This is a genomic window from Lentzea sp. NPDC058450, assembly GCF_042721395.1.
Taxonomy (GTDB): Bacteria; Actinomycetota; Actinomycetes; order Mycobacteriales; family Pseudonocardiaceae; genus Lentzea.
The window spans coordinates 49,462-65,137 of sequence record NZ_JBHXLO010000025.1 but is presented as its reverse complement, the minus strand read 5'-3'; the positions used below and the strand labels follow the sequence as shown (position 1 = coordinate 65,137).

Here is a 15,676-nt window from a genome sequence, read left to right as displayed (position 1 = left end):
AGTTCCCTGGTTCGTTACTCATGTAATGAACCATAGCAGTGGCGAGGTAGCATTGGCCACGTGGTCGGGGTCGCGATTCTGTGCGCGGTGCTCGCGGCCGGGTGCAGTGCCCTCGGCGCGATGTGGCAGCACGCCGGCGTGCGTGAGCTGCCAGGACTCAAGCTGACCTCGGCACACCAGCTCGTGCGGTCACGGCGGTGGGTCTCCGGGTTCCTGGTCCTCTTCGCGTGCGCGGTGCTGCAGATCGTGGCGCTGGCACTGGCCCCGGTGTCGGTGGTCGCGCCGCTGAACGCGCTGGCCATCCCGATCATCGCGGTCGCGCGGGCCAGGAAGCTCACCGGCATGCTCGCCGTCGCGGTCGTGGTGGCGACGGCCGGGATCGTGGTGTTCGTGTCGATCACGGCGGGCGAGGCGGTGCCGACGCAGGTGTCGCCGAACGTGGCGTTGCAGGCCGGGCAGCTCGTGGTCGCGGGCGTGCTGGTGTGCGTCGTGGCGGCCACCTTCACCGCGGACACCGTGCGCGCGCTGTCGCTCGCGGTCGGCGCCGGCATCCTGTACGGCCTGGTCGCGGTGCTGGTCAGGGACGTCACCACGGCGTTGCCCGAGATCGAGTGGGTCTCCCTCGGCGCGCTCGCCGTCGCGTTCCTGACCGGGGCGTGGTTCATCCAGCTCGGCTACGCCGCCGGGCCGCCCGACCTCGTCGTGGCCGGCCAGACCGTGGTCAACCCGATCGTGGCCGCGTGGATCGGCATCAAGCTGCTCGGCGAGGGCTCCGGCATGAGCGGCCTGTCACAGGCGGGCCTGGTGATCAGCGCGGTGGCCGCCGTATCCGGCACCGTCGTGCTGGCCTACTACCACCGTGCCAGGGTGGACGCATGACCTTCGTCGTCACGGGCGGCAGTGGAGCGCTGGGCCGGCACGTCGTCGCCGCGTTGCCGGGAGCGCGGTCGGTGTCGCGGTCCTCCGGCACGGATCTGGTGCGCGGCACGGGGTTGAGCGCTCTGCGCGCCGACGTGGTGGTGCACTGCGCGACGTCGTTCCGGCACGAGGTGGCGATGGCGCGGTCGGTGCTGGCCTCGAAGCCGTCGCACCTGGTCTACATCTCGATCGTGGGGTGCCACGAGGTGCCGCTGCCCTACTACAAGCAGAAGCTCGCGGCCGAACGGCTGATCCTCAGCTCCGGGATCCCCTGCACGATCCTGCGGGCGACGCAGTTCCACTCGTTGCTGCACAAGATGTTCGAGGGTGCGGCGAAGCTGCCGCTGATGCCCGTGCCGGGGTTCCGGTTCCAGCCGGTCGACGAGGCCGAGGTGGGGGTCGAGCTGGCGTCGCTGGCGCAGGCGCCGCCGTCGGGCAAGGCGCCCGAGATGGGCGGGCCGGAGATCCGCGAGGCGATCGAGTTCGCGCGGATGTACCTGGCAGCCAAGGGAAAGACGCGCAAGATCGTCACGCTGAAGGCACCTGGAGCGACGTACCGCGCCTACCGCGCGGGCGGGAACGTTGCTCCCGGCCGTGCGGTAGGAACACGAACGTTCGCCGACTACGTCAGCGGATAGAGGCCGGACGCAGGTCCGTCCAGTTCTCCTCGACGTACGCCAGGCACGCCTCGCGGCTCTCCTCGCCGTACACCTTGGTCCACCCGGCGGGCACCTCCGCGAACGTCGGCCACAGCGAGTGCTGCTCTTCTTCGTTGACCAGCACGAAGAAACGGCCCTGCGGGTCCTCGAACGGGTTGGTCATGACGGTCCTCTCGTGCTGGAACTACTTGACGGCGTGGAGCGTGAACTCGGTGTGGTGCTGGGCGACCCGGCGCAGGACCGAGTCGAGGATCTCGCCGACGCGCACGGCGGTGTTGGACAGCAGCGACGACGTGATGCCGTGCGTGTGCTCGGTGCCGCCCTGCAGGTAGATGCCGCCGCGCAGCCCCTTGCCCGTGACGACGCGGTAGTCGCGGGTGACCTTGAGCCGGCCGCGCTCGTCGCGTTCGCAGTGGGCGGCGAGGTCGCCGAGCAGCCGGACCGGGTTGGCCGGGCGGTAGCCGGTGGCGTAGACGATCACGTCCGCGTCGATCGGCAGCTGACCGCCGTCGGCGAGCGACTCGACCACGCACTTGCCGTCGGGCGTCACGTCGGTGAGCTTGGAGGTGTTGTGCAGCAACAACCTCTGCCTGCCGACGACCTTCTCGCGGTAGACCCGCCGGTAGAGCTCCTCGATCAGGTCGCCGTCGACCACGCCGTAGTTGGTGTTGGCGTGGTAGCCCATGAGCTTGGCCTTGACCTCCTCCGGCGCGGCGTAGAAGTCGTCCACGGCGGCGGGGTCGAAGATCCGGTTGGCGAACGAGCTGTCGTCGGCCGGGCTGTAGCCGTAGCGCGCGAAGACGCCGTGCACCTCGGCCTCGGGGAAGCGGTCGTGGAAGAACGCCACCGCCTCGGCCGCGCTCTGACCGGCACCCACCACGACGACCTGGCGCGGGTCCTTCAACGTGTCGACGCGCGTGAGCAGGTCCTTGTTGTGCCAGATGCGGTCGCCGGCCTCGATGCCGTCCGGCAGGTTCGCCTCCAGGCCGGTCGCGAGCACCAGGTTGCGCGCCCTGACCTCGCGGTCCCCCGCCGTGAACGCGAAGCCCTCGTCGGCCGCCCGGACGCCGGAGACCTCCACGCCGTACGACACGTGGTGCTCGACCCGTTCCGCCGCCCACTCGAAGTAGTCGTGGAACTCCTTGCGCAGCGGGAAGAGGTTCTTGTGGTTGACGAAGTCGATCAACCGGCCGCGGTCGCGCAGGTAGCAGAGGAAGCTGAACCCGCTGGTCGGGTTGCGCAACGTGACGAGGTCCTTGAGGAACGACACCTGCATCGTGGCGTCCTCCAGCAGCATCCCCCGATGCCAGCCGAAGCGCTGCTGCCGTTCGAAGAACCGGGCTCTGACCGGGAGTTCGTGCTCCTCCACGGCGATCGCGAGAGCGAGGTTGGACGGGCCGAAGCCGATTCCGGCCAGGTCTAACACCGGTTCCATCGCGATCCTCTCCAAGCACTCCCAACAGCGTAAAGTAACCCTAACTTAACTAAGGTATGCCTTAGCTAGTGCATTCGGACGTGATCCACGTCGCTGGAGCGCCGTTCGAGTCCTTGTCGAGCACGACCATGCGGCCGCGACACCCTCGCTTGCCCGGGAAAGCCCTGCTCAGAGCAGAAGTGGAACCGGCCCGGCCGCTGTGAGGGCGCAAAGAACCACAACGGCCGGGCCGGAGATCAGGAACCGGAACTACGCACGCGACCGGGTGATCAGGTCGCGGTACCACTGCGCGCTCTGCTTCAACGTGCGCGCCTGCGTCTCGTAGTCGACACGCACGATGCCGAACCGCTTGCCGTACCCGTAGCCCCACTCGAAGTTGTCCATCAACGACCAGGCCAGGTACCCGCGCACGTCCGCACCGGCCCGCACCGCGGCGGCCACGGCACCGATGTGCGACTGGAGGTACGAGACGCGGTCGGCGTCGGCGACGTAGCCGTCCTCGACGTCGAGGTCGTCGAACGCGGCGCCGTTCTCGGTGATCACCATCGGCACGCCGTAGTCCTGCTGCAGGCGCACCAGCAGCGAGGTGAAGCCCTCCGGCACGATCTCCCAGCCCATCGCGGTGACCGGGCGGCCCTGCGGCACGACCTCCGTCACGGCCGGATCGTCGGTCGCCCGGTGCACGTGCGAGGTGTAGTAGTTCACGCCGAGGACGTCCAGCGGGGTCGCGATGATGTCCAGATCGCCGGAGCGGACCGGGATCTCGGCACCGCGCGCGGCGATGTCGGCCAGCACGTCGTCGGGATAGCGGCCGTGCACCAGCGGGTCCAGGTAGATCCGGGTGCCCAGGCCGTCGGCGCGGCGGGCGGCGTCGAGGTCGCGCGGGTCGTCCGACGCGGCCGAGTGCGTGCCCAGGTTCAGCGTGATGCCCAGCGACGAGACGCCGCGCGACCGCAGTTCCTGGGCGGCCAGGCCGTGCGCCAGGAGCAGGTGGTGCGTGGCGCGCATGGCCTCGGCGAAGTTCGTGCGGCCGGGAGCGTGCCGGCCGGTGTCGTAGCCGAGCATCGCCGAGCACCACGGCTCGTTCAGCGTCGTCCAGGTCGGCACGCGGTCGCCCAGCGCGTCGTGCACGAGGCCGGCGAACTCGGCGAAGCGGTAGGCGGTGTCGCGGTGCGGCCAGCCGCCCGCGTCCTCCAGCTCCTGCGGCAGGTCCCAGTGGTAGAGCGTGAGCCAGGGGTCGACGCCCTTGTCCAGCAGCTCGTCGACGAGCCGGGAGTAGAAGTCGACGCCCTTGGCGTTCACCGGGCCGCGGCCGCCGGGCTGGATGCGCGGCCACGACACGGAGAACCGGTACTTGTCCACGCCGAGCCGGGCGATCATCGCCACGTCGGACGGCATGCGGTGGTAGTGATCGCAGGCGACGTCGCCGGTCTCCCCGTTCTCGACGGCGCCGGGACGACGGGAGAACGTGTCCCAGATGGACAGTGTCCTCCCGTCCTCGTCGAACGCGCCCTCGATCTGGTACGCCGAAGTGGCCACGCCCCAGAAGAAGTCTCCTGGCAGGCCTGCGATCTCCTCAGACACGCACGTCCTCCAACCAACAGGCCACGCGACGCTGCTTTTCCACGTTCTCCAGCGACGGCATCCGCTCACCGCACACGTCGAGCGCCGACGGGCAGCGCGGGTGGAACGGGCAGCCGGACGGCATCGAGCGCAGGTCCGGCGGGGAGCCAGGGATGCCCTTCAGCTCACGCCGGGGCCCGCGCAGCGCGGGGAACGACCCGAGCAACCCCTTGCTGTACGGGTGCTTCGCCGCCCGGTAGATCTCGCCGGCCGGGGCCTCCTCGACCACGCGCCCGCCGTACATGATCGCGATCCGGTCGGAGAACTCGACCAGCAGCGAGATGTCGTGGGTGATGAAGATGACGGAGAAGCCGAACGTCTCGCGCAACCGCATCATCTGGCCGAGGATCTGCCGCTGCACCACCACGTCCAGCGCGGTCGTCGGCTCGTCCATGATGATGATCTCGGGTTCCAGCGCGAGCGCCATCGCGATCATCACGCGCTGCCGCATGCCGCCGGAGAGCTGGTGCGGGTACGCCGTGAGCCGGTCGACCGGGATGCCCACCAGCGAGAGCAGCTCGCGGGCGCGGTCGACGCGTGCGGGCTTCTTCATCTGCGGCCGGTGGGCACGCAGCACGTCGTCGAGCTGGGTGCCGACCGAGATCACCGGGTTCAGGGCGTTCATCGCGCCCTGGAACACGATGGAGATCTCGCTCCACCGCAGGACCTGCAACTCCCGGTCGCTCAGCGACAGGAGGTCCTTGCCCCTGAAGAACACCTCGCCCGACGGCACGTGCCCCGGCGGTTGCAGCAACCGGGTCGCCGCGTAGGCCAAAGTGGACTTGCCGCTGCCGGACTCCCCCGCGAGGCCCAGCACCTCGCCCTTGTTCAGCGTGAGCGAGACGTTGTGCACGGCACGGAGGGTGCCGTAGTCCACCGAGAGATCGCGGATCTCCAGCACCGGGCTCATGCGCGCACCTTCCGCAGCCGGGGATTCGCGTACTCGTCGATCCCGAAGTTGATCAGCGCCAGCGCCGTGCCCAGCAACGCGATGCACAGGCCGGCGGGGACGAACCACCACCACGCGCCCAGGCCGAGCGCCTGGTTGCTCTGCGCCCAGAACAGGATCGTGCCCCAGTTCCAGGTCGACAGGGAGATCACGCCGACGAACGACAGGGTGATCTGGAGCATGACCGCGAAGATCACCGTGCCGACGAAGCCGGACGCGATCACGGCCATCAGGTTCGGCAGCACCTCGAACACGATGATGCGCCAGGTCGACTCACCGGACGCCCGCGCGGCCTCCACGAAGTCCCTGCGGCGCAACGACATCGTCTGCGCCCGCAGCACACGCGCACCCCACGCCCAAGCGGTCAGCGAGATCACCGCCGCGATCAGCACGGTGTCCGCGGACGGCAGCATCGAGGCCACGATGATGATCAGCGGCAGCGCCGGGATCACCAGGAAGACGTTGGCCAGCATGGACAACGCCTCGTCGGCCGCGCCGCCGAGGAACCCGGACGTGACGCCGACCAGGATCGACAGCAGCGTCGCGAGCACACCGCAGACGAGCCCGACGACCATCACTCCCCTGGTGCCCACGAGCACCTGGGAGAAGATGTCCTGCCCGGTCATGGTCGTGCCGAACCAGTGCGCCCCCGACGGCGGCGACAGCAGGTCGTCGCTCATCGCGGACGGGTCGTACGGCGCGATCCACGAGCCGATGACCGCGATCAGCGTGAAGAAGGCCAGGATGCCCAGGCCCAGCTTGGTCTTGAAGTTCATCCGTCAGCCCTCCCGCCGCGTGCGCGGGTCCAGCAGCAGGTAGCCGATGTCCGCGAGCAGGTTCGCCACCAGCACCGCCAGTGTGATCACCAGGAACACGCCCTGCATCAACGGGTAGTCCTTGCCGCCGATGCCCTGGAACAGCACGTAGCCGAGGCCGGGGTAGGAGAACACCATCTCGACCAGCAGTGCGCCGCCGACGATGAAGCCGAGCGACAGCGCGAATCCGGAGATCGACGGCAGCACGGCGTTGCGCGCGGCGTAGGCGAACATGATCCGCTTCTGGCTGAGTCCCTTGGCCCTGGCGACGAGCACGTAGTCCTCGGCCGTCACGGTCACCATCATGTTGCGCATGCCGAGGATCCAGCCGGCCACCGAGCTCACGACGATCGTGACGCCGGGCAGCACGGCGTGCTCCAGGACGCTGCCGATGAACTCGCCGGAGAACTCCGGCACCAGCCCCGGCGCGTACCCGCCGGCCGCCGGGAACAGCGGCCACGTCACGGAGAACAGCGAGATCGCGATCAGGCCGAGCCAGAAGTACGGGATCGACGACAGGAACGTCGTGACCGGGATGAGGTTGTCCATCCACGAGCCGCGCTTCCAGCCCGCGTAGACGCCCAGCAGGGTGCCGAGCAGGAACGCGATGATCGTGGTGACGCCGACGAGGCCGAGCGTCCACGGCATCGACTGCGCGAGCACGTCCGCGACCGGTGTCGGGAAGAACGTGAACGACAGCCCCAGGTCGCCGCGGAACAGCGAACCCCAGTAGTCGAGGTACTGCTCCCAGATCGACTTGTTGTCGTCGAGCCCGAAGAGGATGTAGAGCGACGCCATCGCGTCGCTGTTGAGCCGGCCACCGAGCTTGGTGATCATGGCCTGCACCGGGTCGCCGGGAAGCAGGCGCGGGAGCATGAAGTTGACCGTGATCGCCGCCCACAGGGTGACCAAGTAGAACAGCGCACGGCGGAGCAGGAAGGTCATGCCGCCGCCTCCGCGTAGAGCCAGCAGGCGGCCCAGTGCCCGTAGGAGTCGACCTCGACGCGCGGGGGCGCCTCGGTCCAGCACCGCTCCTGCACCTTGGGGCAGCGCGGGGCGAACGGGCAGCCGGTGGAGACCTGCGTGGACTCCACGGCGGGCGCGTCCAGCGCGACCACCGACCGTTCCGGGTCGGGCGCGGACTCGATCAGCAGCTGCGTGTACGGGTGCGCGGGCCGCTGCGTCACGGTCTCGCTGTCGCCGCCCTCGACGATCTGCCCGCCGTACATCACGAACGTCTCGTCGGCGAAGTAGCGCGCCGACGCGATGTCGTGCGTGATGTACAGAACGGCGAGCTTGAGCCGTTCCTTGAGGTCCAGCAACAGGTTCAGCACGCCGAGCCGGATGGAGACGTCCAACATGGACACCGGCTCGTCGGCCAGGAGCACCTCGGGGTGCGCGGCGAGCGCGCGGGCGATCGCCACGCGCTGCCGTTGCCCGCCCGAGAGCTCGTGCGGGTACCTGCCGGCGAAGTCCGCCGGCAGGTTCACCCTCTCGAGCAGCTCCTCCACCGTCTCCGACCGCTTGTGGATCTTGAGCGGCCGGGTGAGGTGGTAGCGGATCGTGTGGATCGGGTTGAGCGATGCGAAGGGGTCCTGGAACACCATCTGGACCTTGCGCCGGTACTCCCGGACCCTCCGCACCTTCTCGCCGTCCAGCAGGATCTCGCCGGAGGTGGGGTCCACGAGCCGCGCGAGCAGCTTCGCCACCGTCGACTTGCCGGATCCGGACTCGCCGACGAGGGCGGTCACGCGCCCGCGGCGCAGGACGATGGAGACGTCCTGCACCGCGCGCACGCGCTTGTAGGTCTTGACCAGACCCTTCGCTTCAAGCGCGACTTCGTTCATTGCTAGCTTCCCGCGGGCTTCAGCTTCATGACGATCTGGAGAGCGTTCGGCAGGGTGGCCTGCGGCGGACCGTACGGGTCCTCCTCGGAAGGCCAGCCGACCCAGTTCTTCGTGCTGTACTCCGCACCGATCGGGCCGGCGGAGGTCGGGATCATCGGCACCTGCTCGACCATGATCTTCTGCAGCACCGCGAGGGCCTTGGCCCGCGCCGCGTCGTCGGCCGCGTTCGCGTACTCGGCCAGCGCCGTCGTCGCCTCGGGGTTGTTGTAGCGGCCGAAGTTCACGGCTGCCGTCTGCCCCATCGGCTTGATCTCCGCGCCGTCCATGATGTTCTGGTACATCTCGTACGGCGTGGCACCGGTGTTGGTCCAGCGCAGCGAGCCCTGGAACGCGCCGTTGGCGAAGTCGGTCGTCCACGCGTCCGCGGTCTGCGTGCGCACGGTCGCCTCGATGCCGATCTTCTTCAGGTCGCCCTTGATGATGTCGAGCACCGTCAGGTAGTCCGACCAGCCGGACGGGTTCGTGAGCTCGATCGTGACGGGCTTGCCGTCCGGCGCCTGGAGCACGTCGCCCGCGTACTTGAAGCCGGCGGCCGTGAGCTTGGTCTTCGCGCCCTCGACGTCGATCTTGAACTTCGCGTCCTTGTACTCCGGCGCGAGGAACGAGTCACCGGCGGGCAGCGGCATGCCGGTCTTCGACTCGAGCTTCGGGAACAGGCGGGCCTCACCCTTGACGAAGATCGCCTCGCGGTCGATCACGTCGGACATCGCCGAGCGCAGCGCGGGGTTGTCGAACGGCGCGACGGTCGTGTTCAGCCACAGGCCGTGGATGCCGAGACCGGCCGGGAACCAGAGCTTGTGGTTCGCCGGGTCCTTGTCGACGTACAGCTTTTGGTAGTCCGGGATGAAGACGTACGACCACTGGCTCGCACCGGACGCCAGCGCGGTGGTCTGCGCCGTGTTGTCGTTGTACGAGGTGTACTGGATCTCCGGAACCTTGGGCAGTTCCTGCCAGTACTCCGCGCGCCGCGCGATCGTGACGGTCTGCGAGGTGAACGACTTCAGCTCGTACGGACCGGTGCCGACGGGCTTCGGGTTCGTGTAGGTCGTCGGGTCCTGGACGGTGCTCCAGACGTGCTCCGGAATCACCATCGCGCTGATGACCTTGTTGCGGTTCACGAACTGCGGGCTCGCGAACGAGACCTCGACCTTGCCGTCCGGCGTGGCCGTGGCGGTCTCGACCTTGAGCGAGTCGCGGTTGTTGAGCGCGGGCCACTTCTTCAGGATCTCGTACGAGAAGGCGACGTCAGCGGCCGTGAGCGGCTTGCCGTCGGACCACTTCACGTTCTCCCGGATCGTGAAGGTGACCTTCTTGTAGTCGGGCGTCCAGTCCCACTTCGTGGCGAGCCACGGCACCGGGTCCTGGGCCGGACGCGTGTTGTTCACGAACGCCAGCGGCTCGTAGATCTGGTACCGGTACCCCAGCGAACCCGCCGCCGACGTGGGCAGGAACGGGTTGTGGTTCTCGGTCAGCGGCCCGTTGGGCATGCCGACGGTCAGCACGCCGGTGGCCTTCGAGGCACCACCGGAGGAGCAACCCGTCGCCGCGAGCGCCAGTGCTAACGCGACGATGATTGTTCTGCGCATGGGGGAATCTCCCGATACGACAAGCATGAGAGCGCTCTCTCATGCGTACGGCGAACTCGCCAGACGGCATGCGGTCGCCTGGCGGGTTCTCTTCGGTTGTGGTGGAGCGGGTTTGCTAGGGCGCGGATTCGCGCACGATCAACGAGGTCGGCAGCACCAGCGGGTGGTCGGGCATGGGCTGTCCCTCGAGCGTGGAGAGCAGCATCCGCGCGGCGGCGGCACCCATCTCCTGCAGCGGCTGGCGGATCGTCGTCAGCCGAGGTTCGGTGTGTCCCGCGACCGGGACGTCGTCGAAACCGACCACGGACACGTCGTCGGGGACGGTCCGGCCGGATTCGCGCAGTGCTCGCAGCACACCGACCGCCGAGAGGTCGTTCTGCGCGAAGATCGCGTCGAAGGGGATTCCACTTGCGACGAGCTTGTCCACGGCGACCTCACCACCTTCCGTGGTGAAGTCGCCATCGACGACGAGGTCCGGGTGCAGCGTCAGGCCCGCTTCCGCCAAAGCGAGCCGGAACCCGTCCAGCCTCGCCTGAGTGCACCCGAAGTGCGGTGGTCCGGTGACGACGGCGAACCTGCGGCGGCCTGCCGCGACGAGATGCCTCGCGACATCCGCGCCTCCCTGCCGGTTCGTCGTCGTCACCGAAGGGAACTCCGGGTGCGAGCCGCGGTCGTCGATCATGACGACCGGCAGGCCCGCCCGGTAGAGCGTGGAGATGTAGTGCAGCGCGTCCGGCGGCTCGACGACCAGCAGGCCGTCGAAAGCGTTGGCGGACACGTGGTTCGCGAACTGGTTCAGCGACTCGGGACCCCGGTTCAGGGTGTAGAGCAGCAGCCCGTACCCGTCCGCTTCGAGCGTGTCGACGATGCCCTGCAGCACCTCGCCCATCCACGGCCAGGTGAGCGACGGCGCGAGCATCGCGACCGTGCGGGTGCGACCCCGCGCCAGACCGACGGCGCGTGCGCTGGGCACGTACCCGATCTCGTCGATGACCTTGCGAACGCGTTGGGCGGTCGAGGCGTCCACGTCCGGCTTACCGTTCAGCACACGTGACACGGTCGCTTTGGACACCTGGGCGCGTTGGGCGACCTCTGCGATCGTGACACGCATGCCGAACTTCCTTCCGCCGCCTCCTGAAACCGGTTCCGTAACCGGTTCCGACGAGGTGTGACGGAGTCAACAGCGTGAGGTGAGCTTTAGTCAAGACTCTTGCCGGAAGTTCGTGAGAGCGTTTCCACGTACAGGTGCATCGATGCAGGTAGGACACCATCGGGTGACTCGAATTGAGATACCTTGATCGATTCGTCCGTCCGTGTTTCACTCCGCCGTTCGGCCCACCCCCAGCGTCTCAACAGTTCGTGCATGATGGGTGCCATGGGGGTTGTTACAGCGGTGTGCCGCAACGAGGAGTACACGTTCACGAAGCCGCAACGCGAGTGCATCACACTGCTCGCCGGTCTCGGCGTCGAGGGCGACGTCCACCAGGGCGTGACGGTGAAACACCGGTCGCGCGTGGCCCAGGACCCGACCCAGCCGAACCTGCGTCAGGTGCACCTGATGCACGCGGAGCTCTTCGACGAGCTGCGTGAGAAGGGCTTCGCGGTGGAGCCCGGCCAGATCGGCGAGAACGTCACCACGCGAGGGATCGACCTGCTCGGCCTGCCGACGGGAACGGTGCTGCGCCTGGGTTCCGAGGCCGTGGTCGAGGTGACCGGGCTGCGCAACCCGTGCCTGCAGATCGACGGGTTCTCGAAGGGACTGCTCAAGGAGGTCGTGGGGCGCGACGACGCCGGCGAACTCGTGCGCCGCGCGGGGATCATGTCGGTCGTGCTCGTCGGCGGGGTCGTGCGGCCGGGTGACGAGATCCGCGTCGAACTGCCGGCGCTGCCGCACCGTCCACTGGAGAAGGTCTAGTCGTTGCCGAAGTGGTCGTCGAGGATGACCGAGATCGTTCTCGGGGCCTCGACGACCGCCAGGTGCGCCGCGTCGCCGACCACGTAGAGCTCGGAGTCCGGCAGCTCGTCCGCGATCTTCCGGACCAGCTCCGTGGGCGTCGCGTGGTCCTGGGCGGCGGCGATCACGACGGTCGGCGCGTCGACCTTGGCGAGATCCGGGCGCAGGTCCATGTCCCGCACGCCCTCGACGCACGCGAGGTACGTCGGCAGGTCGACCTTCAGCAGTTCCGCGCGATGGGCCGCGACGACCTCCGGTGGGCAGAGCGGCGTGAACCAGCGTTCGACGACCCGGTCCGCGACGGCCTCCATGCCACCGTCGCGCAGCCGCGCGATCCGGTCGTCGAGCCGCGCCTTGTCCGGCACGTACGCGGTGGTGCAGACGAGCGCCAGCTTGGAGATCCGGTCGGTGTGCGCGGCGAGCCACATGCCGACCATGCCGCCGAGCGACACACCGCAGTAGTGCACCTGGCGCAGCTCCAGGTGGTCCAGCAGTTCCAGCACGTCCCGCGCGAGGTCCTCGATCGCGCACGGGCCGGGGACGGCGGGGGTCAGGCCGTGGCCGCGGTGGTCGAAGCGCAGCAGCCGGAACGGCAGGGAGAAGTCGCGCCACAGCTCGGTCGTCGTGCCGAGCGCGTTGCCGAGCACCAGCACCGGCGCGTCCTCCGGCCCGGTCAGCGTGTGGTGCGCGAGCACGGCGTCACCTCCTCGCAAGGCCCCGACATCCGCGAGTCTGCCTGGGCTTTTGCCCTTGTGCACGATGAATCGCGTTCCCGCGTTCACGCTCGTCGACAACCACCGGCCTGGCCCCCGCCGAAACACCGTTACGGGTAGCAGAATGGTGACCTGCCGCAGCCGCCGACCTCACCGGGAAGCCGATGAACTCCGTTGCCCCGTTCGCTCACGAAGCCCTCTTCTACCGCGACGAGGACGCGTTCCTCTCCGGTACGGCGAGATTCGTGGCGGACGGCGTCGACAACGACGAGCCGGTGCTGGTGGCGGTGCCGGAGGCGAGCATCGGGCCGTTGCGCGACCGGCTGGGCGGGCAGGCGGACCAGGTGCACTTCATCGACATGACGGAGGCGGGCCGCAACCCCGGCCGGATCATCCCCGGTGTGCTGATGGCGTTCAGCGCGGGCACGCGGCGGCGGTTCCGGATGGTCGGCGAGCCGATGTGGCCCGGCCGCACCGACCTGGAGTACCCGGCGTGCGTGCAGCACGAGGCGTTGATCAACACGGCCTTCGAGGGCCGCGCCGGCGTGATCCTCTGCCCGTACGACGCGTCGGCGCTACCGGGGCACGTGCTGGAGGACGCGCGGCGCACGCATCCGGTGGTGATCGACGGCGAGCGGCGGGTGGCGAGCGAGTGGTACACCGACCCGACCGGGCTCTCCGACATCTACAACGTGCCGTTGCCTCCGCCGCCGCCCGACCGCGAGGAGCACCCGTTCACCGTCGGGACGCTCGCGCACATGCGGCGGCTGGTGACGCGGCACGCGCACTGGTTGCGCCGCGAGCAGTGCGAGGACCTGGTGCTGGCCGTGAACGAGCTCGCGACCAACAGCATCCTGCACGCGTCGGGCCGCGGGGTGCTGCGGATGTGGCGCGAGGGCGACACGGCGGTCTGCGAGGTGAGTGACACGGGCGCCGGTTTCCCGCCGTCGTTCACGGGTCTCTCGGGCTTCGGGATCGTGATGGTGAACCTCTTGTGTGACCTGGTTCGCACCCACACGAGTCACAGCGGTACCACCGTTCGAGTGTACTTGGGGCGGTAGGGAGTCACCGCCATCTCATCGCAATGCGCTTGTCACGCCGACCTGTTTTCCTTGCACAGCTATGACAGACCACCTCTCCCCCCTCGACATCGCCTTCCTCGCAATGGAGGGCGACACCAATCCGTTGCACCTCGGCGCGGTCGCGACCTTCGCACCGTCCACTCCGGTGCATCCGGCCCGCATCGCCGCCGTCCTCTGCGAACGGGCGCAAGAGATTCCGCGACTGCGCCAGCGCGCGCGGTCGTCGCTGCTGGGCGGCGCGCGCTGGGTGGAAGACCCCGGTTTCGCGCCGGAGGACCACGTCTTCACGCACCACGTGCGCGGCCGCGACCGCTTCGCCACGCTGGTGTCGCACCTCATGGCGCAGCCGCTCGACCTGGCGCGCCCGCCGTGGGAGCTGCACGTGATCACGGGCCTGGCGGGTGGCCGGTTCGCCGTCGTGGCGAAGCTGCACCACTCGTTGTGCGACGGCATGAAGGCCGTTGGCCTGGGGATTCAGCTCTTCGACCCGTCCCGGCTGTCCATTCCGGACGCTTCGGCAGAGCCGTCGCGGTCGTTGCTGCCGTCCCTCCCGACGCTGCGCGGCATCAAGGACACCTTCGACATCGCGTCGTCGGTCCTGATGAACACCCGCCCGCCGACGCTGAACTCGCCGGTGCTCACCGCGTCCACCCGGCCACGCCGCGTGGTGATGTCCCGCGTGGATCTCCCGGACGTGCACCGAATCCGGCGGGCCCACGGCGGCACTGTGAACGACGTCATGCTCGCGCTCGTCACAGGTGCCTTGCGCCACTGGCTTTCCGCGCACGGCAGCGCGGGCCCGGACTCCGTCGTCCGCGCCCTGATCCCGGTTAACCAGCGCTCACGCTCCGGCGACGGCGCCTCGGGCAACCAGATCTCGGGCTTCCTGGTGTCCCTGCCGGTCGGCCTGGCCGACCCGGTCGACCGCCTGCGGTCCGTGCGCGAGCAGATGGAGTCGGCCAAGGCGGCGGGCCCGGACCGGGGCGCCGGCGCGTTGCCCCTGCTCGCCGACCGAGTCCCGCCGCTCGTGCACCGCCTGGCCGCGCCGGTGATGGGCCGCTGCGCCCCGCTGCTGTTCGACACGCTGGTCACGTCCGTCCCGCTGCCGTCCGTGCCGCTGTCCCTGGACGGCGCCGCGCTGTGCGAGCTGTACCCGGTGGCCCCCGTAGCCCCGGGCCACGCCGTGGGCATCGCGCTTTCGGTGTACCGCAACGCCGTGCACGTCTGTCTCAACACCAACCAGTCGTGGATGTCGGACGCCACCTGGCTCGACGGAGTGCTGCGCCGCGAGCTCGCGGCACTGCAGGAGACCCGCGAGCTGGTGGGTTTGCCGAGGTAGAGGCACGGGCAAACCTGCCCCATGAGCAACACCCTGGTCCTCGACGTGGACGGAACCCTGGTCGACACCAACTACCACCACACGGTGGCGTGGCTGCGCGCGTTCTCCGACGCGGGCGTCACCGTGCCGGGCTGGCAGGTGCACCGGGCCATCGGCATGGGCGGCGACAAGCTCGTCGCCGCCGTCGCGGGCGACGGGGTGGAACAGGACCACGGCGACGACCTGCGCGCCGCCTGGGAACGCCACTTCGACGCGATGCTGCCGGAGATCCAGCCGCTCGAGGGCGCGCACCGCCTGGTCCGCGCCGCCCTGGACCTCGACCTGGCCGTCGTCCTGGCCAGCTCGGGCAAGAGCAAGCACGTCGAGCACTACCTGAAGCTGATCGACCCCGGCGACGTCGCCTGGACCACGTCCGACGACGTGGACGCCAGCAAGCCGGCGCCGGACCTGATCGCCGTCGCGCTGCGGAAGGTGCAGGGGTCGAGGGCGGTCGTCGTGGGCGACTCGGTGTGGGACTGCGAGGCGGCCGGGCGGGCCGGGTTGCCGTCGGTCGGGCTGCTGACGGGTGGGTTCAGCGAGGACGAGCTGATCGACCGCGGGGCTTCCGCCGTGCACGCGGACCTGGACTCGCTGAGGGCGGAACTCGCGGACCTGCCGTTCGGGCCGGTGGACGACCCGAACGCCTGAAAATCCGTT

At 69.1% G+C, this 15,676-nt stretch carries 16 protein-coding genes; 6 read left to right on the top strand and 10 right to left on the bottom strand.

Annotated elements, in window-relative coordinates; genetic code table 11:
* The first annotated feature begins 60 nt into the window (after positions 1 to 60).
* Both ACFWNN_RS31640 and ACFWNN_RS31635 read left to right on the top strand, forming a co-directional pair.
* Positions 61 to 879 (top strand): hypothetical protein, encoded by an 819-nt coding sequence (locus ACFWNN_RS31640; protein ID WP_382443596.1) that lies wholly within the window; start codon positions 61 to 63, stop codon positions 877 to 879.
* Positions 876 to 1,556 carry an SDR family oxidoreductase gene (locus ACFWNN_RS31635; RefSeq protein WP_382443595.1) on the top strand — a complete coding sequence of 227 codons (681 nt, stop codon included), beginning with the start codon at positions 876 to 878 and terminating at the stop codon, positions 1,554 to 1,556. The genes ACFWNN_RS31640 and ACFWNN_RS31635 overlap by 4 nt, the downstream gene beginning before the upstream one ends.
* Here the strand turns inward: ACFWNN_RS31635 and ACFWNN_RS31630 are convergent.
* The 9 genes from ACFWNN_RS31630 to ACFWNN_RS31590 form a co-directional block, all read right to left on the bottom strand.
* On the bottom strand, positions 1,546 to 1,740 hold the full coding sequence (locus ACFWNN_RS31630) for an MbtH family protein (protein ID WP_382443594.1): 195 nt from the start codon (positions 1,738 to 1,740) through the stop codon (positions 1,546 to 1,548). The genes ACFWNN_RS31635 and ACFWNN_RS31630 overlap by 11 nt on opposite strands.
* A 21-nt stretch (positions 1,741 to 1,761) precedes the next feature.
* Positions 1,762 to 3,012 carry a lysine N(6)-hydroxylase/L-ornithine N(5)-oxygenase family protein gene (locus tag ACFWNN_RS31625; protein WP_382443593.1) on the bottom strand — a complete coding sequence of 417 codons (1,251 nt, stop codon included), beginning with the start codon at positions 3,010 to 3,012 and terminating at the stop codon, positions 1,762 to 1,764.
* Between the two features lie 249 nt (positions 3,013 to 3,261).
* Positions 3,262 to 4,596, bottom strand: a complete 1,335-nt coding sequence (locus ACFWNN_RS31620; RefSeq protein WP_382443592.1) for a GH1 family beta-glucosidase — start codon at positions 4,594 to 4,596, stop codon at positions 3,262 to 3,264.
* On the bottom strand, positions 4,589 to 5,545 hold the full coding sequence (locus ACFWNN_RS31615; RefSeq protein ID WP_382443591.1) for an ABC transporter ATP-binding protein: 957 nt from the start codon (positions 5,543 to 5,545) through the stop codon (positions 4,589 to 4,591). Before ACFWNN_RS31615 ends, ACFWNN_RS31620 begins: the two co-directional genes overlap by 8 nt.
* On the bottom strand, positions 5,542 to 6,360 hold the full coding sequence (locus ACFWNN_RS31610; RefSeq protein ID WP_382443590.1) for an ABC transporter permease: 819 nt from the start codon (positions 6,358 to 6,360) through the stop codon (positions 5,542 to 5,544). The genes ACFWNN_RS31615 and ACFWNN_RS31610 overlap by 4 nt, the downstream gene beginning before the upstream one ends.
* A gap of 3 nt (positions 6,361 to 6,363) precedes the next feature.
* A complete protein-coding gene (locus ACFWNN_RS31605; protein WP_382443589.1) occupies positions 6,364 to 7,344 on the bottom strand; it encodes an ABC transporter permease in 981 nt (326 codons plus the stop codon).
* The gene (locus ACFWNN_RS31600) at positions 7,341 to 8,246 is read right to left on the bottom strand and encodes an ABC transporter ATP-binding protein (protein WP_382443588.1); all 906 of its coding nucleotides are present in this window, start codon (positions 8,244 to 8,246) and stop codon (positions 7,341 to 7,343) included. Before ACFWNN_RS31600 ends, ACFWNN_RS31605 begins: the two co-directional genes overlap by 4 nt.
* A gap of 2 nt (positions 8,247 to 8,248) precedes the next feature.
* Positions 8,249 to 9,892, bottom strand: coding sequence for an ABC transporter substrate-binding protein (locus ACFWNN_RS31595; RefSeq protein WP_382443587.1), 1,644 nt, complete (start codon positions 9,890 to 9,892; stop codon positions 8,249 to 8,251).
* A gap of 115 nt (positions 9,893 to 10,007) precedes the next feature.
* Complete coding sequence (locus tag ACFWNN_RS31590; protein WP_382443586.1) at positions 10,008 to 11,003, bottom strand: LacI family DNA-binding transcriptional regulator; 996 nt, start codon at positions 11,001 to 11,003, stop codon at positions 10,008 to 10,010.
* Positions 11,004 to 11,267: 264 nt separating this feature from the next.
* Here ACFWNN_RS31590 and ACFWNN_RS31585 point away from each other — a divergent pair, with 264 nt between their 5' ends.
* Positions 11,268 to 11,807 (top strand): MOSC domain-containing protein, encoded by a 540-nt coding sequence (locus tag ACFWNN_RS31585; protein WP_382443585.1) that lies wholly within the window; start codon positions 11,268 to 11,270, stop codon positions 11,805 to 11,807.
* On the opposite strand, the gene ACFWNN_RS31580 is transcribed toward ACFWNN_RS31585, so the two are convergent.
* A complete protein-coding gene (locus ACFWNN_RS31580) occupies positions 11,804 to 12,541 on the bottom strand; it encodes an alpha/beta fold hydrolase (protein WP_382443584.1) in 738 nt (245 codons plus the stop codon). The two genes, ACFWNN_RS31585 and ACFWNN_RS31580, sit on opposite strands and share 4 nt — an antisense overlap.
* A 182-nt stretch (positions 12,542 to 12,723) precedes the next feature.
* On the opposite strand from ACFWNN_RS31580, the gene ACFWNN_RS31575 reads away from it, so the two are divergent.
* From ACFWNN_RS31575 to ACFWNN_RS31565, 3 genes are all read left to right on the top strand, one after another.
* Entirely contained in the window at positions 12,724 to 13,620 is an 897-nt protein-coding gene (locus ACFWNN_RS31575) for an anti-sigma factor RsbA family regulatory protein (RefSeq protein ID WP_382443583.1), read from the top strand.
* A gap of 61 nt (positions 13,621 to 13,681) precedes the next feature.
* Positions 13,682 to 14,980, top strand: a complete 1,299-nt coding sequence (locus ACFWNN_RS31570; RefSeq protein ID WP_382443582.1) for a wax ester/triacylglycerol synthase family O-acyltransferase — start codon at positions 13,682 to 13,684, stop codon at positions 14,978 to 14,980.
* A 21-nt stretch (positions 14,981 to 15,001) separates the two neighbouring features.
* Positions 15,002 to 15,667: an HAD family hydrolase gene (locus tag ACFWNN_RS31565; RefSeq protein ID WP_382443581.1), complete on the top strand. Its 666-nt coding sequence runs from the start codon at positions 15,002 to 15,004 to the stop codon at positions 15,665 to 15,667.
* Positions 15,668 to 15,676: the final 9 nt, after the last annotated feature.